The organism is Streptomyces sp. CG4 (genome assembly GCF_041080655.1).
Taxonomy (GTDB): Bacteria; Actinomycetota; Actinomycetes; order Streptomycetales; family Streptomycetaceae; genus Streptomyces.
On sequence record NZ_CP163525.1, the window covers coordinates 6,881,404 to 6,901,139 of the forward strand.

Annotated in this window: 19 protein-coding genes; 8 read left to right on the top strand and 11 right to left on the bottom strand. The window is 71.8% G+C overall.

Going from position 1 to position 19,736, the window contains the following annotated elements; genetic code table 11:
- The first annotated feature begins 72 nt into the window (after window positions 1-72).
- The gene (locus AB5L52_RS31425) at window positions 73-1,062 is read left to right on the top strand and encodes a GlxA family transcriptional regulator (RefSeq protein WP_369367313.1); all 990 of its coding nucleotides are present in this window, start codon (window positions 73-75) and stop codon (window positions 1,060-1,062) included.
- Between the two features lie 83 nt (window positions 1,063-1,145).
- Here the strand turns inward: AB5L52_RS31425 and glnA are convergent, their stop codons facing one another.
- Entirely contained in the window at window positions 1,146-2,555 is a 1,410-nt protein-coding gene (gene glnA, locus AB5L52_RS31430; RefSeq protein WP_351018302.1) for a type I glutamate--ammonia ligase, read from the bottom strand.
- Between the two features lie 210 nt (window positions 2,556-2,765).
- Between glnA and AB5L52_RS31435 the strand changes: the two genes are divergently transcribed.
- Together AB5L52_RS31435 and AB5L52_RS31440 are read left to right on the top strand one after the other, a co-directional pair.
- Window positions 2,766-3,233, top strand: a complete 468-nt coding sequence (locus AB5L52_RS31435; protein ID WP_351018300.1) for an RDD family protein — start codon at window positions 2,766-2,768, stop codon at window positions 3,231-3,233.
- Window positions 3,234-3,336: 103 nt separating this feature from the next.
- Window positions 3,337-3,837: a flavin reductase family protein gene (locus AB5L52_RS31440; RefSeq protein WP_351018297.1), complete on the top strand. Its 501-nt coding sequence runs from the start codon at window positions 3,337-3,339 to the stop codon at window positions 3,835-3,837.
- A 6-nt stretch (window positions 3,838-3,843) separates the two neighbouring features.
- Here the strand turns inward: AB5L52_RS31440 and AB5L52_RS31445 are convergent, their stop codons facing one another.
- The 4 genes from AB5L52_RS31445 to lipB form a co-directional block, all read right to left on the bottom strand.
- Window positions 3,844-4,533: a DUF4191 domain-containing protein gene (locus tag AB5L52_RS31445; RefSeq protein ID WP_351566272.1), complete on the bottom strand. Its 690-nt coding sequence runs from the start codon at window positions 4,531-4,533 to the stop codon at window positions 3,844-3,846.
- A 93-nt stretch (window positions 4,534-4,626) separates the two neighbouring features.
- Window positions 4,627-4,824, bottom strand: coding sequence for a hypothetical protein (locus AB5L52_RS31450; protein ID WP_069781302.1), 198 nt, complete (start codon window positions 4,822-4,824; stop codon window positions 4,627-4,629).
- Between the two features lie 253 nt (window positions 4,825-5,077).
- A complete protein-coding gene (gene lipA, locus AB5L52_RS31455) occupies window positions 5,078-6,043 on the bottom strand; it encodes a lipoyl synthase (protein ID WP_351018283.1) in 966 nt (321 codons plus the stop codon).
- 147 nt (window positions 6,044-6,190) lie between these two features.
- Window positions 6,191-6,988 (bottom strand): lipoyl(octanoyl) transferase LipB, encoded by a 798-nt coding sequence (gene lipB / locus AB5L52_RS31460; RefSeq protein WP_369367314.1) that lies wholly within the window; start codon window positions 6,986-6,988, stop codon window positions 6,191-6,193.
- Window positions 6,989-7,235: 247 nt separating this feature from the next.
- Between lipB and AB5L52_RS31465 the strand changes: the two genes are divergently transcribed.
- Window positions 7,236-8,705: a regulator gene (locus AB5L52_RS31465; protein WP_351018278.1), complete on the top strand. Its 1,470-nt coding sequence runs from the start codon at window positions 7,236-7,238 to the stop codon at window positions 8,703-8,705.
- 12 nt (window positions 8,706-8,717) lie between these two features.
- Here the strand turns inward: AB5L52_RS31465 and AB5L52_RS31470 are convergent, their stop codons facing one another.
- Together AB5L52_RS31470 and AB5L52_RS31475 are read right to left on the bottom strand one after the other, a co-directional pair.
- Window positions 8,718-10,082, bottom strand: coding sequence for an NAD(P)/FAD-dependent oxidoreductase (locus tag AB5L52_RS31470; protein WP_351018275.1), 1,365 nt, complete (start codon window positions 10,080-10,082; stop codon window positions 8,718-8,720).
- 274 nt (window positions 10,083-10,356) lie between these two features.
- Window positions 10,357-11,250, bottom strand: a complete 894-nt coding sequence (locus tag AB5L52_RS31475) for a TIGR01777 family oxidoreductase (RefSeq protein WP_351018272.1) — start codon at window positions 11,248-11,250, stop codon at window positions 10,357-10,359.
- A gap of 65 nt (window positions 11,251-11,315) precedes the next feature.
- Between AB5L52_RS31475 and AB5L52_RS31480 the strand changes: the two genes are divergently transcribed.
- Window positions 11,316-11,795: an N-acetyltransferase family protein gene (locus tag AB5L52_RS31480; protein WP_369367315.1), complete on the top strand. Its 480-nt coding sequence runs from the start codon at window positions 11,316-11,318 to the stop codon at window positions 11,793-11,795.
- A gap of 33 nt (window positions 11,796-11,828) precedes the next feature.
- Here the strand turns inward: AB5L52_RS31480 and AB5L52_RS31485 are convergent, their stop codons facing one another.
- Window positions 11,829-13,013, bottom strand: a complete 1,185-nt coding sequence (locus AB5L52_RS31485; RefSeq protein WP_351018266.1) for a MarP family serine protease — start codon at window positions 13,011-13,013, stop codon at window positions 11,829-11,831.
- A gap of 584 nt (window positions 13,014-13,597) precedes the next feature.
- Here AB5L52_RS31485 and AB5L52_RS31490 point away from each other — a divergent pair.
- Window positions 13,598-14,458 (top strand): peptidoglycan recognition protein, encoded by an 861-nt coding sequence (locus AB5L52_RS31490; RefSeq protein WP_369369008.1) that lies wholly within the window; start codon window positions 13,598-13,600, stop codon window positions 14,456-14,458.
- An 81-nt stretch (window positions 14,459-14,539) separates the two neighbouring features.
- A complete protein-coding gene (locus AB5L52_RS31495; RefSeq protein WP_369369009.1) occupies window positions 14,540-14,776 on the top strand; it encodes a hypothetical protein in 237 nt (78 codons plus the stop codon).
- Between the two features lie 11 nt (window positions 14,777-14,787).
- Here the strand turns inward: AB5L52_RS31495 and AB5L52_RS31500 are convergent, their stop codons facing one another.
- Window positions 14,788-15,306 (bottom strand): DUF4240 domain-containing protein, encoded by a 519-nt coding sequence (locus AB5L52_RS31500; RefSeq protein ID WP_351018438.1) that lies wholly within the window; start codon window positions 15,304-15,306, stop codon window positions 14,788-14,790.
- Window positions 15,307-15,372: 66 nt separating this feature from the next.
- The gene (locus AB5L52_RS31505; protein WP_369367316.1) at window positions 15,373-16,437 is read right to left on the bottom strand and encodes a helix-turn-helix transcriptional regulator; all 1,065 of its coding nucleotides are present in this window, start codon (window positions 16,435-16,437) and stop codon (window positions 15,373-15,375) included.
- Window positions 16,438-16,478: 41 nt separating this feature from the next.
- On the opposite strand from AB5L52_RS31505, the gene AB5L52_RS31510 reads away from it, so the two are divergent.
- A complete protein-coding gene (locus AB5L52_RS31510; RefSeq protein WP_369367317.1) occupies window positions 16,479-16,763 on the top strand; it encodes a hypothetical protein in 285 nt (94 codons plus the stop codon).
- 29 nt (window positions 16,764-16,792) lie between these two features.
- On the opposite strand, the gene aceE is transcribed toward AB5L52_RS31510, so the two are convergent.
- On the bottom strand, window positions 16,793-19,495 hold the full coding sequence (gene aceE / locus AB5L52_RS31515; RefSeq protein WP_369367318.1) for a pyruvate dehydrogenase (acetyl-transferring), homodimeric type: 2,703 nt from the start codon (window positions 19,493-19,495) through the stop codon (window positions 16,793-16,795).
- Between the last annotated feature and the right edge of the window lie 241 nt (window positions 19,496-19,736).

The following is a 19,736-nucleotide window of genomic DNA, read 5'->3' on the forward strand; positions in this document are numbered from 1 at the left end:
GCCACCCCATGGCGGCAATGTCATGTAACTTGCAGATACGGACATCAGCGGGATGCGGGATCGGGAGCCCTCGTGAGCAGCATGGAACGGTTCGTCGTCGTCCTCCTCTTCGACGGCGTCGACCTGCTCGACGTCACCGGCCCGCCCGAGGTGTTCGCGCTGCTGCGCCGGGAGACCGACGACGCGGCCGGCTGCCGGGTCGTCCTGGCCGCCGAGACCATGGACCCCGTCACCACCTTCGCCGGGGTGCGCGTCCTGCCCGACCTCACCTTCGCCGAGGCCGCCCGGCGCACCATCGACACCCTGCTGGTGCCCGGCGCGGTCGAGGCCGACGACCGGCGCCGGGTGCGCGCCGTGACCGACGAGGGCGTGGTCCGCTGGGTACGCACGCTCGCCGGCCGCTCCCGGCGCGTCGCCTCCGTGTGCGTGGGCGCGCATCTGCTCGCCGCCGCCGGACTGCTCGACGGCAGACGCGCCACCACCCACTGGTCGACCGCGCCGCAGCTGGCCGCCGAGCACCCCGCCGTCCAGGTCGACGCCGACCCGATCTTCATCCGCGACGGCAAGGTGTGGACCGGCGCGGGCATCACCGCCTGCCTCGATCTGTCGCTCGCCCTCGTCGCCGAGGACTTCGGCGAGGCCGTCGCGCTCCGCGTGGCCCGGCAGCTGGTGATGTACCTGAAGCGACCGGGCGGCCAGAGCCAGTTCAGCGTCCCCATCGAACCCGTCTCCACCACCCGGCGCATGGACGACCTGCGCCGACACATCGCCCAGCACGTCACCGGCCGGCTCACAGTCGCCGACCTCGCCGCCCACGCCCATGTCAGCGAACGCCAGCTGACCCGGCTCTTCCGGACCGAACTGGGGACCACCCCCGCCTCGTACATCGAGTCCGCCCGGGTCGAGGTGGCCCGGGGCCGGCTGGAGACCACCGACGACACCCTCGACCGGGTGGCCTCGGCCTGCGGCTTCCACACGGTCGACACCCTGATCCGCGCCTTCCGCCGGCAGCTGGACACGACCCCGACGGAGTACCGCAGCCGCTTCCGGCACACGGCCTGACACACGGCCCCAGGACGCCGAAGACCCCCCGGCACGAGCCGGGGGGCCTTCCGATCCCAGGGGATCCGACGGTCAGGCGCCTGTCACACGTCGAAGTACAGCTCGAACTCGTGCGGGTGCGGACGCAGCTGGAGCGGCGCGATCTCGTTGGTGCGCTTGAAGTCGATCCACGTCTCAATCAGGTCCGGCGTGAAGACGTCGCCCTGGAGGAGGAACTCGTGGTCGGCCTCGAGCGAGTCGAGGACGGCCGGCAGCGAGGTCGGGACCTGGGCGACGTTCGCGTGCTCCTCGGGAGCCAGCTCGTACAGGTCCTTGTCGATCGGCTCGGCCGGCTCGATCTTGTTCTTGATGCCGTCCAGACCCGCGAGCAGCAGGGCCGAGAAGGCCAGGTACGGGTTGCCGGAGGAGTCGGGCGCGCGGAACTCGACGCGCTTGGCCTTCGGGTTGGAGCCGGTGATCGGGATACGCATGGCCGCGGAGCGGTTGCGCTGCGAGTACACCAGGTTGATCGGCGCCTCGAAGCCCGGCACCAGACGGTGGTACGAGTTCACCGTCGGGTTGGTGAAGGCCAGCAGCGACGGGGCGTGCTTGAGGATGCCGCCGATGTAGTAGCGGGCGGTGTCCGACAGACCCGCGTAACCGGCCTCGTCGTAGAACAGCGGGTCGCCGTTGCTCCACAGCGACTGGTGCACGTGCATGCCCGAGCCGTTGTCACCGAAGATCGGCTTCGGCATGAAGGTCGCGGTCTTGCCGTTGCGCCAGGCCACGTTCTTCACGATGTACTTGAAGAGCTGCAGGTCGTCGGCGGCCGCGAGCAGCGTGTTGAACTTGTAGTTGATCTCCGCCTGTCCGGCGGTGCCCACCTCGTGGTGCTGGCGCTCGACCTTCAGGCCGTTCTTCTCCAGCTCCAGGGAGATCTCGGCGCGCAGGTCGGCGAAGTGGTCGACCGGCGGGACCGGGAAGTAGCCGCCCTTGTAGCGGACCTTGTAACCACGGTTGTCCTCGATGGCGCCGGTGTTCCAGGCGCCCGCCTCGGAGTCGATGTGGTAGAAGGACTCGTTCGCCGTGGTGGCGAAGCGGACGCTGTCGAAGACGTAGAACTCGGCCTCGGGACCGAAGTACGCGGTGTCCGCGATACCGGTCGACGCGAGGTAGGCCTCGGCCTTCTTCGCCACGTTGCGCGGGTCACGGGAGTACTGCTCGCCCGTGATCGGGTCGTGGATGAAGAAGTTGATGTTGAGGGTCTTGTCCCGGCGGAACGGGTCCACCCGGGCGGTGGACAGGTCGGCGCGCAGCGCCATGTCGGACTCGTGGATGGCCTGGAAACCGCGGATCGACGATCCGTCGAAGGCCAGCTCGTCGTCCGGGTCGAACGCCTCAACGGGCACCGTGAAGTGCTGCATGACGCCCGGCAGGTCGCAGAACCGGACGTCGACGAACTTGACGTCCTCGTCCGCGATGAACTTCTTGGCCTCGTCGGCGTTCTGGAACATCCAGCTCCTCCTACTCCCGACCGTCCTCGCCGGGGTGGTAGATCGTTCGTGCGGCCAGTGCGGTGGCACACGCTGGTCTCGACCCTAGGGACGGGTGATTTCTCGGGCGTGACCCATTTGTTTCGCAGAAGTTAACCGACCACGTGTCCACCGTAGCTCCGACACACCCCTCGGCGTAGTGTCCGAAACCGGGCGCAGTACCGTGGACGCGTGGACAACAGGCAAGCACTCGGATCGTGGCTCTCCGGGCCCCGCGCGGCCATGGAAGAGGCCGGTGCGGACTTCGGCTACCGGGGTGAGCAGCTGGGCCTCCCGGAGGAGGGGCCGAACTCCGTCGCCCGCCCGGGCCGACGGCTCGGCGCGCTCGCGGTGGACTGGGGTCTGAGTGTCCTGATCGCATACGGGCTGATCACCCATGGCTACAGCCCCGCTACCAGCAACTGGGCCCTCGGCGTCTTCTTCGTCATGAGCGCCCTGACCGTCGGCACGGTCGGCTTCACACCGGGTAAGCGACTGTTCGGCATCCGGGTGGTGGCCCTGCGGACCGGCACGGTGAGCCCGGTGCGCGCGCTGATCCGTACCGTCCTGCTGTGCCTCGCGATTCCGGCGCTGATCTGGGACCGGGACGGCCGCGGCCTGCACGACCGGTTCGCGCAGACCGTCGAAGTACGTATCTGACCGTTTTCGGCTGCGTGAACGGCCCCGACGTACCCGCACCCGGCAATGGCCCAGATGCCCCCATCCGGTTGCCCGGTCAAACAGCCGGCGGCATGGTCGCCGTATGACCGATGCTCAGGATGTGGTGGCGCCCGAGGTGACGCCGGAGGAGTTCCGGGACGCCATGGCGCGCTTTCCGTCGGGCGTGGTGGTGGTGACCGCCCGCTGCGCTGACGGCACCCCGCGCGGCTTCACGGCCAGTTCCTTCTGTTCCGTCTCCCTGGAGCCACCACTGGTCCTGGTCTGCCTCTCGGACGCGGCCGACTCGGCGGCGGTCTTCGCCCGGTGCGACCACTTCGCGGTGAGCGTGCTGGCCCCCGAGCACAAGCCGCTGGCCCTGCTGTTCGCCACCAAGGGCGCGGACAAGTTCTCCGACGCCCTGCTCCAGCCGAGCCCCACCGGGCTGCCGACGGTGCAGCAGGCGCCGGTGCAGCTGGACTGTGCCGCATACGCGCGTTACCCGGCCGGGGATCACACGATCCTGATCGGCCGGGTAACGGGAGTACGGCTGGGCGAGGGCGCCCCGATGGTCTACTGCGAGCGGGAGTTCCGGACGCTGAACTGAGGAGCCTCAGCGACCCTTCGGCATCCGCATGCCCTTGGGCATGGGGCCCTTCGGCAGTGGCATGTTGCTCATCAGGTCGCCCATGGCGCGCAGCCGGTCGTTGGTGGTCGTCACCTGGGGGCCGGTGAGCACGCGCGGGAACTTCAGCATGGTCGTGCGCAGCTTCTTCAGCTCGACCTGGCCCTCGCCGGTGCCGACGATCACGTCGTGCACGGGGACGTCCGCGACGATGCGGTTCATCTTCTTCTTCTCGGCGGCCAGCAGGCTCTTCACCCGGTTCGGGTTGCCCTCGGCGACCAGCACGATGCCGGCCTTCCCGACCGCCCGGTGCACCACGTCCTGGCTGCGGTTCATCGCCACCGCCGGAGTCGTCGTCCAGCCCCGGCCGATGTTGTCCAGTACGGCGGCCGCGGCGCCCGGCTGGCCCTCCATCTGGCCGAAGGCGGCGCGCTCGGCTCGCCGGCCGAACACGATCGCCGCCGCCAGCAGGCCGATCAGCAGGCCGAAGATGCCCAGGTAGACGGGGTGGCCGAGCAGAAAGCCGATCGCGAGAAAGACAGCGAGGGTGCCGATGCCGACGGCCCCGAGGACAAGACCGATCTTCTTGTCGGCCTTGCGGGTCATCTTGTATGTGAGGGCGATCTGCTTCAGTCGCCCTGCGTTCGCGGCGTCCGCCGCGGTTTCCTTCCTCGCCATGGCACGAAGTCTACGTGGCCCCGGGAGTGCGGACGACGGCAGTGCCCGGAGGGAAGGAACGGGGGAAGGGAGGGGTGAGCGACAAGGGGCGGGTCAGGAGCGGTCCGCGGCCTGCTCCAGGACACGCTGCGCCTCGACCCGGTCCTTGGCACGCCGGCGGTCCTCCAGCACGGAGGTCCACGCGTTACGGCGGGCGGTGCGCTGGCCGCCGCTCATGAGCAGGGACTCGACGGCGCGCAGTGCGTCGGTGAAGGACGGGATGGCGGTGGCGCGTACGGGCGCGGCCTGCATGATCGAGGTCCCCCCTCGGAGCGGGTGGTGTACGAGGCGTGATACCAGAGTCACTGATTGGTGTTACCAGGGCGTGTCCGACCGGTCAAACACCAATGAAGCCTTGATACAGAGCACTGAAACGCTGACGCGGCCCTGATGTCCGCCCTCATCAGCGAGGACGGTCAGGGCCGCGTCGACTCGGCCATTACTGGCCAGTAATTGCTTGTGCGCGAATTCACACGCGCGCGCGTGCCGGGGGCGTACGCCGGTGTCACACCGCCTGTGAGGCGATGTACGAACCACGCTTCTCGATCGCCATCTGGTAGAGGCGCCCGGCGCGGTACGACGACCGCACCAGCGGGCCCGACATCACACCGGAGAAGCCGATCTGCTCGGCCTCCTCCTTCAGCTCGACGAACTCGTGCGGCTTCACCCAGCGCTCGACGGGGTGGTGCCGGACGGAGGGGCGCAGGTACTGGGTGATGGTGACCAGCTCGCAGCCCGCCTCGTGCAGCTGCTTCAGTGCCTCGCCGACCTCCTCGCGGGTCTCGCCCATGCCGAGGATCAGGTTGGACTTGGTCACCAGGCCGAAGTCGCGGGCCTCGGTGATGACCTTCAGGGAGCGCTCGTAGCGGAAGCCGGGGCGGATCCGCTTGAAGATCCGCGGGACCGTCTCGACGTTGTGCGCGAAGACCTCGGGCCGGGCGGAGAAGACCTCGGCGAGCTGCTCGGGGATCGCGTTGAAGTCGGGGGCCAGCAGTTCGACCTTCGTACGGCCGCCTTCGCGGTCCGCGGTCTGCTGGTGGATCTGGCGCACGGTCTCGGCGTACAGCCAGGCGCCGCCGTCCTCCAGGTCGTCGCGGGCGACGCCGGTGATGGTGGCGTAGTTCAGGTCCATCGTGACCACGGACTCGCCGACGCGGCGCGGCTCGTCGCGGTCGAGGGCCTCGGGCTTGCCGGTGTCGATCTGGCAGAAGTCGCAGCGCCGGGTGCACTGGTCGCCGCCGATGAGGAAGGTCGCCTCGCGGTCCTCCCAGCACTCGTAGATGTTCGGGCAGCCGGCTTCCTGGCAGACCGTGTGCAGGCCCTCGCTCTTCACGAGGTTCTGCATCTTCGTGTACTCGGGACCCATTTTCGCCCGGGTCTTGATCCACTCGGGCTTGCGCTCGATGGGGGTCTGGCTGTTGCGGACCTCCAGGCGCAGCATCTTGCGTCCGTCGGGTGCGACTGCGGACACGACCGGCTCCCTGTGACTTCGATTCTTCGGCGCACCCTAGGGTACGCCCGTACAAACTGCGCCCTGCCGCTGGAGCCAACCCCGCTGCCGCAGGGCGCATTCCCCGGCAAGGGGGTGCTGGGCGAGGGGCGCGCTACCGGCGCGGCATCAGGCGGAGGTCTTCTCGATCGCCCGGGGCTTCAGCTCCGCGTTCTCCAGGATGTCCGTCAGGTGCCTCTCGACCACCGGCAGGACCTCCTCGATGGTGACGTCCCGGCCCAGCTCGCCCGCGAGGGAGGCGACCCCCGCGTCCCGGATGCCGCACGGGATGATCCGGTCGAACCACTTGTTGTCCGGGTTCACGTTCAGGGCGAAGCCGTGCATCGTGACGCCCTTGGCGACCCGGATGCCGATCGCGGCGATCTTGCGGTCCTCGCGCCGCTGACCCGCGTTGGAGGGGGCGTACTCGGGGCCGTTGAGCCGGGGGTCGAACTCCTCGTCCTGCAGCCGCGGATCGAAGTCCAGCGACAGCCCGCCGAGTGCGGGCCGCTGCTCGACCGGGTCGCCGAGCACCCACACACCGCTGCGGCCCTCGACCCGGGTGGTCTCCAGACTGAAGTCGGCGCAGGTGCGGATGAGCGCCTCTTCGAGGCGCCGTACGTGCGCGACCACGTCCACCGGGCGCGGGAGCTTCTGGATCGGGTAGCCCACCAGCTGGCCCGGGCCGTGCCAGGTGATCTTGCCGCCGCGGTCCACGTCGACCACCGGGGTGCCGTCCAGCGGGCGCTCGCTGTCCGCGGTGCGGCGGCCCGCGGTGTACACCGGCGGGTGCTCCAGGAGGATCACGGTGTCCGGGACCTCGTCCGCGAACCGGGCCGCGTGCACCCGGCGCTGCTCGTCCCAGGCCTCCTGGTAATCGACGGCATCCGCACCGAATCCCATGCGGACGAACCGCAACTCACTCACGGCAAGCGCCTCCCTCAGCGACCGAGCAATCGGTGTGTCAGGCACGTAAAGCGCCCACGCCACTGTACGTCCGACCGGTGTGCGTCAGCCCTGCGGGCGTTTCTCACACGATCGGATGAATGCCTGACGGAAGGTGTGATCGCCTCCTCACTCTCCGCTACATTCGCGCCGTTCGTGAGGCCAAAAGGGCTGCTCAACGGAAAGCCGGGCACTTCAGGGGCCCGGAAGGCAGGAGACCGCACCGCAGATGACGGATCGACCCGCGCAGCGCACCCCCAACCGCCAACTCGCCGCGCTCATCGCAGAAGCGGGGTTCTCCAACGCGGGTCTGGCCCGTCGCGTCGACCAGCTCGGCCTGGAGCACGGCCTGGACCTCAGATACGACAAGACGTCGGTCACCCGCTGGCTGCGCGGACAGCAGCCGCGGGGTACGACGCCCGCCCTCATCGCCGAGGTCTTCACCCGGCGCCTCGGGCGCAGGCTCACGGCCCAGGACCTCGGCCTTGACGCGTGCGCGCCGGTGTACGCCGGGCTGGAGTTCGCGGCCACCCCCGAGGAGGCCGTCGACATCGTCAGCGGGCTGTGGCGCAAGGACTCCGGCAGCCACGCCGAACTGCGCAAGATCGCGTTCACCCCGGCGGGGCTCGTGGTGCCCAGCCGGGACTGGCTGATCGGCAAGCCCGACGACAAGGTGGCCCGCGAACCGGCGGCCCGCGTGCCCCCGCAGAGCCGCCCGGCCCCCGCCAAGCCCCCGGGCCGGCAGGTGCTGGTGATCCCGCCCCGGGCGCGCGGGCAGGCCGAGCGCGCCCCCGGCCACCGGGTCACCAACGGCGACATCAACGCGCTGCGCTCGGTCGGTGAGCTGTTCCGCACCCTCGACGACCGCTTCGGCGGCGGCCACGCCCGGCAGGCCCTGGTGCGCTATCTGGAGCACGAGTGCGAGCCGATGCTCCGCGGCAGCTACGACGAGCAGTCCGGCCGCCGGCTGTTCGGCGCCGCGGCCGACCTGACCCGGCTCGCGGGCTGGACGTCGTACGACATCGCCGCGCACGGACTCGCCCAGCGGTACTTCGTGCAGGCCCTGCGGCTGGCCCAGGCGGCCGGTGACCGGGCGTACGGCTCCTATGTGCTGGTCACCATGAGCCGTCAGGCCGTCTATCTCGGCCACGGCCGGGAGGCCATGCAGCTGGCCCGGGTCGCCCAGCAGGGCATGGGGACCGCGGGCCCGCCGGTGGTGCAGGCGCTGCTGCACGCCTGCGAGGCGCGAGCGCACGGCGTGCTCGGTGAGGTGCGGGCGTGCACGGCGGCGCTCGTACGGGCCGAGCGCGCCCTGGAGGCGGCCCGGCCCGGGGACGAGGTGCCGTACTGGGCCAAGTTCTTCGACGAGGCGCAGCTCGCGGACGAGTTCGGGCACTGCCACCGGGATCTGCAGCAGTTCCGGGCGGCCGCCCAGCACGCCGAGCGCTCGCTCCAGCTCCGCGCGCCCGCCCACGCCCGCAGCCGGCTCTTCTGCCGGGTCGTCCTCGCCACGGCCCGCCTCGGTCTCGGCGAACTGGACCAGGCCTGCGCACTGGCCGCGGAGGCCGCCGGGCAGGCCGCCGAGATGCGGAGCGCTCGCGCGATCGAGTACGTGCGGGACTTCGAACGCCGACTGGAGCCGTATCGCGACGCGGCACCGGTGAGGGGGTACCGGGAGAAGGTGGCGGCGTTGGGCTAGTTCACCTCGGGGTTACGCCGCCCTCGGCAACGTCGGGGCCGGTTCCGCGCGGTGCATCGATCCCGCGGCGCCCAGGTCCGCCAGGACGGCCGCCGCTGCTCGGTGAGCGGAGTGCAGGGCTCCCTGGACGGTGCTGGTGTCGCGGTGGTCGCCGCAGACGTACAGGCCGGCCAGGAGGCGTACCGGGCGGCGGAGGTCGTGCGGTGGGCGCATCGCGGGTACGGCCTCCGGGGTGTGGTGCACGGCCAGCGTCTCCCAGCGGCGCGTCGAGGTGCGGTAGAGGCGGGAGAGGTGGATGCGGACCGCGGTGTCGACGCCCTCGGGCGGAGCCCCGAGCACCGTCGAGGAGATCAGCACCCGGCCGACCGGCGCCCGGCTCGGGTCCACGTTGCTGAGCACCGCCGTGTGCGCCACCGGCCCGCCGCGGTCGGCGTCGAGCAGTAGGGAGGTGCCCGTCGCGAAGGCCGCCGCCGGTTCGTCGGTGGTGTGGTGGACCACGGTCACCGGATGGAAGTCCGGCACCCTGAGGCCCGGCAGCAGCAGCGCCGCGGCCCGCGCGTCCGTCGCGAGCAGTACCGCCCGGCAGCGGATCTCACCGTGCTCGGCGGTGGTCACCGAGGTGGTGCACACCGAGGTCACGCGCACACCGGTGCGCACGGTGCCGGGCGGCAGCGCCCGCGCCAGCAGCTCCGGCAGCACGTCCGCGCCGCCCTCCGGCACGCACAGCCGGCCGCTCGCGAAGGCGCGCAGCGCGAGGTCGGCGCACCTGCTGGAGGTGGTCAGCTCCGGGTCGCACAGCAGCGTGGCGAGCAGCGGGCGCAGAAAGCCCTCGACCGTGCGTGACGGCATCCCGCGCTGGGCGAGGGCCTGGCCGGCGGGCATCTCGGGGCGGGCCAGGACGCGCTCCACGGGCGTGGCGGCGATCCGGCCGAGCGCGGCGCCGAGCCGGGCCTGGTCGACCGCGCCGCCCACCGGCGCGCCGACCCGGCCGGGGGTGGCGGCCGGCCCCCTGGGGGCGCTCGCGAGGGCGCGCACCGCATGCAGTGCGCCCCGTGCGCTCCCCCCGCTCGCCGGAGCGCCCGCGCGCTGGGTGCGTCCGTCGCGGTGCAGCAGGACGCCGGGCGCGAAGGTGCGCAGGACCAGGGAGTCCAGGCCGGGGGTGGTGCGCAGTTCGGGGTAGGACGTGGACAGCAGCTGTCCGATGCGGTCGAGCCGGAAGCCGTCGACCTTCTCCGTCGACATGCGGCCGCCCACGTACGGGGCGGCCTCCAGGACGGCGGTCGAGATTCCTGCGCTGGTCAGCCGATGGGCCGCCGAGAGTCCGGCTGTTCCGGCTCCCACGATGACGACGTCCACCTGGTACGCGGGCTCAAGCACGAGGCCCCTCCTGTGGTTGCGCGGCCGGTGGAGACGTCATGCCCCCAACTGGCTTCGGGGATACCCGAGTTCGGGTCGAGGTTAGGTCTGTGATCGGTCACAAACAGTCGCGCATGGACAGAGCACGGTCGCATGGAGGTCGCATACGGTCACAAGAGGTCGCAGGACATCTCTGACGTACGTCGAGCCGTCGGGACCGAGGGCGTCAGGCCGCCGGGATCAGGAGCCTCAGGTCGCCCGGATCAGGGGCCTCAAGCCGCCGGGATCAGGGGCCTCAGGCCGCTCGGATCGCCTCCTCGATGCCCGGGAACGCGAACCGGAACCCCGACTCCAACAGCCGCTTCGGCACCACCCGTTGGCTGCCCAGGACATCCCCGGCCATCTCGCCCAGCACCGCCCGCAGCACCGGCGCAGGCACCGCGAACGGGGCCGGACGGTGCAGGACGCGCGCCATCGCCGCCGTGATCTCACGGTTCGTCAGCGGCTCGGGGGCCGTCAGGTTGAACGGCCCGGACAGGGTGTCGTCGTCGATGAGATACCGGATCGCGGCGACCTCGTCGTGCAGCGCGATGTACGACCAGTACTGCCGCCCGTCACCCAGCCGCCCCCCGAGCCCCGCGCGGAACAGCGGGAACAGCCGCCCCCAGGCCCCGCCGCCCCGGGCCACCACCAGCCCCGTCCGCGCGAACACCGTGCGTACGCCCGCCTCCTGCGCGGGCGCCGCCGCCTCCTCCCACTCCACGCACAGCGAGGGCAGGAAGCCGTCGCCCGGCGGCGCCTGCTCGTCCACCACGCGGTCGCCGGTGTCGCCGTAGATACCGATCGCGCTGCCGCTGACGAAGACCCGGGGCGGCTCCGGCAGCGCGGCCACCGCCTCCGCCAGCGCGGCCGTGCCCAGCACCCGGCTGTCCCGCAGCAGCCGCTTGTACGCCGGTGTCCAGCGGCGGTCGCCGATCCCGGCCCCGGCCAGATCGACCACCGCGGCACAGCCGGTCAGCCCGACCGCGTCCACGTGCTGCCCGACCGGGTCCCAGCAGACCTCGCCCGGACCCGTGGCCGCCCGGCGCACCAGCCGGACCACCTCGTGCCCGTCCGCCGTCAGGGACCGCACCAGAGCGCTGCCGATGAGCCCGGACGCGCCGGCCACCGCGATACGGAGACGTTCCATGGCTCCAGCATGCCCGTGCCAAAACCCCGTGAGGTGCTCCGGACACCCGTCGTAGGGTGATCGGCATGCCGGAGCCATCCATACGCGTCGCCGTCGCCGGGGACGAGGAGGCACTCGCCCTCCTCGATCGCGCCACCTGGTCCACCCTGCACGCCGTCTCGCCGCAGCCGGAGGGGCCGTTCTTCGACGAGCGGCACGTCCCGCAGGACTACCTGGTCGCCGAGGCCGACGGCCGCGTCGTCGGCTACGTCCGCATCGCCCGCCCCACCCCGCTCGCCTCCAACGCGCATGTGCTCCAGATCCAGGGCCTCGCCGTCGCCGACGAGGCACGCGGGCGGGGCCTCGGGCGCGCGCTGATCCGGGCCGCGGGCGAGGAGGCCCGCAGGCGCGGTGCGCGGCGGCTGACCCTGCGCGTCCTCGGGCACAACGCCCCGGCCCGCGCGCTGTACGAGTCGGAGGGGTTCGCCGTCGAGGGCGTGCAGCCGGAGGAGTTCCTCCTCGACGGCGCCTACGTCGACGACGTACTCATGGGCCGGAAACTGTGACGGCCGGGGCCTGTCCCAGGAATCCCAGGAGTCCTAGGAGCTGACCAGCTGGCCCGTGTCCACCGGCACCGTCGCCGTGGCCGCGCGCTGGGCGTCGCCCGCCACCTCGTCCGCCGTCAGCACGTACCCCGTCTCGGCGTCCGAGGTGGAGCGGGCGAAGACCACCCCGAACACCCTGCCGTTCTTGGTCAGCAGCGGGCCGCCGGAGTTGCCCGGCCGGACCGTGGAGCGGATCGAGTAGATGTCCCGGGTGACCGTGGCGTCGTTGTAGATGTTCTGCCCCGTGGCCTGGACCCGGCTCGCCACCGTCGCCGCCTGCAGATTCAGGCCCCCGTCCTGCGGATAGCCCGCGACCACCGCCGAGTCGCCGCGCGCCGCGGTCGTGTCGAAGCGCAGCACCGGGGCATGCAGACCCGGCACATACAGCACCGCCACGTCCCGGTCGGGGTCGAAGAGCACCACCCGGGCCTCGTACGACCGCCCGACCCCGCCCACCCGGACGCTCGGCTGGTCGATGCCCGCCACCACATGGGCGTTGGTCATCACGTGCTGTGCGGAGTAGACGAAACCGCTGCCCTCGCGGCCCTCGTTGCCCGACACGCCCTCGATCTTGACCGTGCTCAGCTTCGCCGCGCTCGTCGCGGCCGGGGTGACGCTGTCGCCGGAGGGGCGGGCGACCCGGGCCGTCGACTCGTTCTCGAACGGGTTGAAGACCTGGGGGAAGCCCGCCTCGGTCAGCGCCGACGTGGCCCGCGAGAACCACGCGGGCGTGGTGTCCGGCATCGCCTTCTGCACCGCACCCAGCAGCGTCGAGTTCCGTATCGCCGTCGTCAGCGTCTGGGACGGGGCCGCGCCCAGCACGCTCGCCGCCACCCAGGCGACGATCAGCACGGCGATCGAGTTCGCCGCCGCGCCCCCTATCCCGTCCACGACCCGCAGCGGGCCCCGGTCCAGCTCCCCGCGCAGCCGCAGCGCCAGCCGGCCCGCCAGCTCGTGCCCCACCACCGCCGGCACCAGGACCGTCGCCACCGCGAGCACCGTCGCCTGCGCCGTGCCGCGCTGGGCCAGGGCGGTCACCCAGGGCAGCACCCACACACCGATGGCGGCGCCGCCGACGAACCCGGCCAGCGAGACACAGCCGGCCACGAGGCCGCGCCGGTATCCGGACGCCGCGTAGACGAGGATCACCAGCGCTAGCACCAGGTCGAGCAGGTCCACGGAGCCGCCTTTCTCTCGGACCCCTCAGTACGGACGGGACGGGCCCGGTGATCAGTCACCCACCCACACGCGAGAACGGCCACCGGGCGGCGAACCGGCCACGTATGTGTGTACCCCCAGAAACGTCCCGGACAGGGACGATGGTTCCGCCAGGTGGCACAGCGCACATCGCGGGCGGGGCCCGGCGGCCCGAGAGTGGGATCATGTTCGCCGTCCGAAGAACACCGGAGAAGCCCGGAACCCCGCGGATATCGGGGACACCGGCCAACGAGAGCCCCGTGCACCCGCCGGCATCGGGGAAACCGGGGACCGGGACAACCGGAACCCCGCCGACCCCGGCATCGGGGACACCCGAGACCGGGACGCAGGAACCGCCGGGGCCGGCGGAGAGCGCGGAGCCACCGGAGAGACCGAAGCCACCTGAGCCACCTGAGCCGCCTCAGCCACTGGAGACGCAGGGCATACCGGAGCTGCCGGGGACCCCGCGGAAGCCGGAGGCGATGCGGACACGGGGTGCGCCGGGTACGGCGGGTACGGCGGGGACACGCAGCCGGTTCGGCCGGCGCATACCCGGTGGCCTGCTGGTGCTGCTCGGCAGTCTGCCCGGCCTGGCGGCGATCGTCGCGCTCTCCCTGTTCGCCCACGGTGTCGAGGACACCACCGTGGCCCAGGACGGGCCCCTGCCGGCCCGCGCTCCGGCCTTCCACCGCGCCGCCCGGCCGCACATCGTGCCCCGCTCCGTCTGGCTGGGCACCGCCGGCCGCGCCCAGCCGCCGCCCCCGCGCTACGACGACAAGGTGATCGCCGTCTTCCTCCACCACACCGACTCGCCGGGCAACTACGACTGTGCCGACGTGCCGAACATCATCCGCCACCTGTACGCCGGCCAGACCGGCGACCGGCACTGGGACGACATCGGCTACAACTTCCTCGTCGACCGCTGCGGCACTATCTACGAAGGGCGCGCCGGAGGCTCCGACCGGGCCGTCATCGGCGCCCACACCCTGGGCTTCAACCACCGCACCGCCGGGATCGCCGCGATCGGCACCTTCACCGCCGGGGTGCCCGTGCCCAAGGCCATGACCGACGCGATCGCCGCCCTCGCCGCCTGGAAACTGGGCCTCGCCGACATCGACCCGCGCGCGAACGTCCGCCTCGTCTCCAGCGACAGCCACAGCCGCTTCCAGCTCGGCACCGCCGTCACCCTGCCCGCCCTGGCCGGCCACAAGGACGGCTACATGACCAACTGTCCCGGCGTCGCCCTCACCGTCCTCCTGCCCGAGATCAGGGAGCACGCCGCCCGTCTCCAGGGCCGGACCACCCCGGCCGTCCCCAGCCGGACCATTCCGGTTCTGCCGGGCCGGGCCGGCCCCGCCTTCCCGGGCTGGACCGCCCCCGTTCTCCCGGGCCGGCCGGCCCCCGGGGCGCTCACAGGAACCCCCTAGCCGCCACGCAGCCTTCTCCGAGCCCCGCGCCCTACGGTCGGGGACGACACCAGCCGGCCAGAGGTGATCACGGAGGTGGGGATCACGAACAGCACGCGTACACATGCCGAGACCACGGAGCGGACCCGCCGGACATGGACCGCGCGCGGCCCCTGGGCGGCGCTCTGCGCGGCCGCCACCGTCGTCCTGGGCCCGGCCGCGGTCACCGCGTCCGCCCTCGACCAGGCGAACGCCGCGCCGCTGCACCACACGGAGCGGGCCGGCCGGGCCCAGGGGTATCCGCCGGCCGACGCCGTCCACGGGCGCTCGGCCGGCTGAGCCGGAGCCGGCTACTCCCGGAAGCGGTCCCACAGCCGCGGAAACCGTTCGGCGAGGGCCCGCTCGTTCTCGAAGTCCACCGGTGTGCCCTCCGGCTCGGCGGGGGCCGGGGCGATGCCCAGGTCCGGTGCGACGGTGCCGGTCAGCTGCTCGTAGGCCTCGTCCGCCGCATAGCCCAGCTCCTCGCCGTCGCCGTCGATCTCCTCGTCGAACTCGCCCAGCAGCTCGGCCAGTGAGTCCGGCTCGTGCACGGCGCCCTCGTAGACCTCCCGGCCCTGGCCGATCAGCCAGCAGCGGAAGAAGTCGAACGCGTCGTCGCTGGCCCCGTCCAGCAACACCCAGGCGGCACCCCACAGGTCCCAGCGGTAGGCGCGGTTGTAGCGGGCCTCGAAGTGACGGGCGAAGTCCAGGACCATGTCGGGGTCCAGCTGGAGCAGCCGGTCCACGAGCACGTCGGCCTGTTCCTCGGGATCGCCCTCGGCGGTCTCGCGGGCGGCGTCGATCAGCTCCCAGAACTCCGTCTCGTCCATCACGGCACCAGCATCGGGCCTCCACCGGTGGGACGCACGCGGAGTACACCGGAGTACGGCGGATCGTTATCCGGCGTCCGCGGAGTCCGTCCAGGGGCGCCGGCGGTCGCCCGTACGGCCGTAGAGCGCCGCCAGCCGAGCCGCATCCGCCGCGAACCGCTCCCGCAGGCTCTGCGGGGCCAGCACCTCGGCCTCTGCCCCGAGGGCCGTCAGCTGTGTGTACGCGACCTCCTCGGACTCCACCGGCAGCGTCACCGTCACCCAGCCCGCGCCGTCCGGCTCGCCCAGCCCGCTCAGCGCCGTGCGCGCCGCCACCGGTTCGACGGCGTACCGCAGCCTGCGCACGCCCAGCGGGGACAGCCGTACGACGACCTCGGCGCGCAGGATCGAGCGTGCGAACCGCTCGGCCTGCTCGGCCCAGTAGCCGGGCAGGCCGAACTCCGGATCACGGGAGAACCGTTCCTCCAGAGGATCCACGGCACGGAACCGGTCGATCCGGTAGGTCCGGTAGGGCTGGTATGCCCCGGAGGAGTCGTCTCCCGAGTCGCCCTCCGAGGAGTCGCCGTCGGCCACCCGCGCGCACAGGTACCAGACGCCCGCCTTCAGCACGAGCCCGTACGGCTCCAGCAGCCGCTCGACCTCGCGGTCACCCCGCCGGTACCGGGCGGTGACGCGGCGGTCGTCCCACACCGCCTCCGCGACCACCGGCAGCAGCGCGGGCGTCTCCGGCTCCTGGAACCAGGCCGGCGCGTCCAGATGGAACCGCTGGGCGGCGCTGTCCGGGGCGTCCCGCAGCGAGGGCAGCAGCGCCGCGGAGACCTTCAGCCGGGCCGCGGAGGCGGCGTCCTCCAGCCCCATCTCCCTGAGCGCCCTGGGCACCCCGCTCAGGAACAGCGCCTCCGCCTCGCTCCTGGCCAGGCCCGTCAGCCGGGTCCGGTAGCCGCCGATCAGCCGGTATCCGCCGGCCCGCCCCCGGTCCGCGTACACCGGCACGCCGGCCTCCGACAGCGCCTGCGCGTCCCGGGTGACCGTCCGCTCCGACACCTCCAGCTCCCGGGCGAGTTCGGCGGCGGTCATGGACGGCCGGGACTGCAGCAGGAGCACCATCTTGATGAGCCGGGCCGCACGCATGCCGCCAGCCTGCCACGAAGCGTGCCGCCCCGGCGGTGAGCATGGGGGAGGCGTGGGCGGCTCGTAACGCGCGGGCGCCTCCGGTTCCGCCGCGGGATCAGGCCGACGGCCCGGCTGCCCGGCCGTACACGGTCATCGCCCACGCCCGCGGCGAGGCCGTCCTGGACGGCGAACGCCGCCCGGCGGGTGGTGGCGGTCTGGGCCGGCTGGCCGAACTCCACGAGGCGCTGGCGCGATGCGACGAAACGCCGAGCGGCGGATGGGGAAGGGTGCCCTTCTCCATCCGCCGCAACGGCGAGCGATCTCGACGGGGGGACCGGCGGTGACTGACGGCCGGTCCGACCCGTCGGTCGGCTTACAGCCCGTACTTCTCCCGGGCCTCCTTGACCGCCGTGGCCTTCACCTCGCCGCGCTTGGCGAGCTGGGCCAGGGCCGCGACGACGATCGACTGGGCGTCGACGCCGAAGTGGCGGCGGGCGGCCTCACGGGTGTCCGACAGACCGAAGCCGTCGGCACCCAGCGAGGACCAGTCCTGCTCGACCCACTGCGCGATCTGGTCGGGAACCTGGCGCATGTAGTCGGAGACGGCCAGCACCGGGCCCTCGGCACCCTGCAGCGCCTGGCGGACGTACGGCACCCGCTCCTCGCCGCGCAGCAGGGCCGCGTCGGCCTCCATCGCGTCCCGGCGCAGCTCGGACCAGGAGGTCGCGGACCACACGTCGGCGGCCACGCCCCACTCCTCGGCCAGCAGCTTCTGCGCCTGAAGGGCCCAGTGGATCGCCGTACCGGAGCCCAGCAGCTGGATGCGCGCGGCGTTGGCGGCCGGGGACAGGCCCGCGGACTCCGCCGTGTTGAAGCGGTACAGACCCTTGACGACGCCCTCGTCGATGCCGAGGCCCTGCGGCTTGGCGGGCTGCGGCAGCGGCTCGTTGTAGACCGTCAGGTAGTAGAAGACGTTCTGGTCCTCGCCCGGCTTGGCCTCGCCGTACATCCGGCGCAGACCCTCGCGGACGATCACCGCGACCTCGTAGGCGAAGGCGGGGTCGTAGGTGAGGGCGGCCGGGTTCGTCGCCGCGATCACCGGGGAGTGGCCGTCGGCGTGCTGCAGGCCCTCGCCGGTGAGGGTCGTACGGCCGGCCGTCGCGCCGACGAGGAAGCCGCGGCCGAGCTGGTCGCCGAGCTGCCACATCTGGTCGGCCGTGCGCTGCCAGCCGAACATCGAGTAGAAGATGTAGAAGGGGATCATCGCCTCGCCGTGCGTCGCGTACGCGGTGGACGCGGCGATGAAGTCGGCCATCGAACCGGCCTCGGTGATCCCCTCGTTGAGGATCTGGCCGTTCTTGGCCTCCTTGTAGTACATCAGCTGGTCGCGGTCGACCGGCTCGTACGTCTGGCCCTTGGGGGAGTAGATCCCGAGGGAGGGGAAGAGGCTCTCCATGCCGAAGGTGCGTGCCTCGTCCGGGACGATCGGCACCCAGCGCCTGCCCGTCTCCTTGTCGCGGACCAGGTCCTTGACCAGGCGGACGAAGGCCATCGTGGTGGCCACGTTCTGCGAGCCGGAGCCCTTGTCGAAGGCGGCGAAGGCCTTTTCGGCGGGGGCGGGGAGCGGGGCGAGGGCGTGCGTACGGCGGGCGGGGGCCGGGCCGCCGAGGGCCGCGCGGCGCTCCTGGAGGTAGCGGACCTCGGGGGAGTCGGCGCCCGGGTGGCCGTAGGGCACCACGCCGTCGACGAACTGGCTGTCGGAGATGGGGAGTTCAAGAAGATCACGCATCGTCTTGAACTCGTCCACCGTCAGCTTCTTCATCTGGTGGTTGGCGTTCTTCGACGCGAAGCCCTCGCCGAGGGTGTGACCCTTGACCGTCTGGGCCAGGATCACGGTCGGCGCGCCCTTGTGCTCGACGGCGGCCTTGTACGCGGCGTAGACCTTGCGGGCCTCGTGACCACCGCGCGAGAGGTGGAAGCACTCCAGGATCTTGTCGTCGCTCAGCAGCTTCGCCAGCTCGGCGAGCGCCGGGTCCTTGCCGAAGAAGTCGGCGCGGATGTAGGCGGCGTCGCGGGTCTGGTACGTCTGGATCTGCGCGTCCGGTACCTCGCGCAGGCGGCGTACCAGCGCGCCCGTGGTGTCGAGGGCGAACAGCTCGTCCCAGGCGGTGCCCCAGAGCGTCTTGACGACGTTCCAGCCGGCGCCGCGGAACTGGGCCTCCAGCTCCTGCACGATCTTGAAGTTGGCGCGGACCGGGCCGTCGAGGCGCTGCAGGTTGCAGTTGATGACGAAGGTGAGGTTGTCCAGCTCCTCACGGGCGGCGAGCGCGAGGGCCGCCGTCGACTCCGGCTCGTCCATCTCGCCGTCGCCGAGGAACGCCCACACGTGCGAGGACGAGACGTCCTTGATGCCGCGGTTGGTGAGGTAGCGGTTGAAGCGTGCCTGGTAGATCGCGGAGAGCGGGCCGAGACCCATCGACACCGTCGGGAACTCCCACAGCCAGGGCAGCCGGCGCGGGTGCGGGTACGACGGCAGGCCGTTGCCGCCGGTCTCCTGGCGGAAGTGGTCCAGGTGGTGCTCGTTCAGCCGGCCGTCGAGGAAGGCGCGGGCGTAGATACCGGGGGAGGCGTGGCCCTGGATGTACAGCTGGTCGCCGGAGCCGTCGCCCTCCTTGCCCTTGAAGAAGTGGTTGAAGCCCGTCTCGTACAGCCACGCGGCGGAGGCGAAGGTGGCGATGTGGCCGCCGACGCCGTGCTTCGAGCCGCGGGTCACCATGGCGGCGGCGTTCCAGCGGTTCCAGGCGGTGATCCGGGCCTCCATCTCCGGGTCACCGGGCAGGCCCGGCTCGGCGGAGGTGGGGATGGTGTTGACGTAGTCCGTCTCGAGGAGCTTCGGCAGCGCGATGCCGCCCGCCTCGGCGCGCTCCAGCGTGCGCCGCATCAGGTACGCGGCGCGGTGCGGCCCGGCCTCCCGGGCGACGGCGTCGAGGGAGGCCTGCCATTCGGCGGTCTCCTCCGGGTCGCGGTCGGGGAGCTGGTCGAGCGCGCTCGGCTGGATGGCGTTGGGGTCGGTCATGTCGCCGCCTTCCTCAGTCGAAGGGGGTTCCCTCATCGGTAAGGGTTCGGGGGTGCCCTTGGTCTTTGGCAGGACAGGGCGTGGACTTCGGTGGAAGTCCGTCGGCGACTGTAACCCCCTGATCGATGATCGATCAAAGGGTTGACCTCGAAAACATCTCGATTCCGAGAAAGTAGGCACGCGGTGCCTTGAGTAATGGCACCGGGTGACGCTGTTTTGCCTTGTTTTCGCAGGTGAGCGT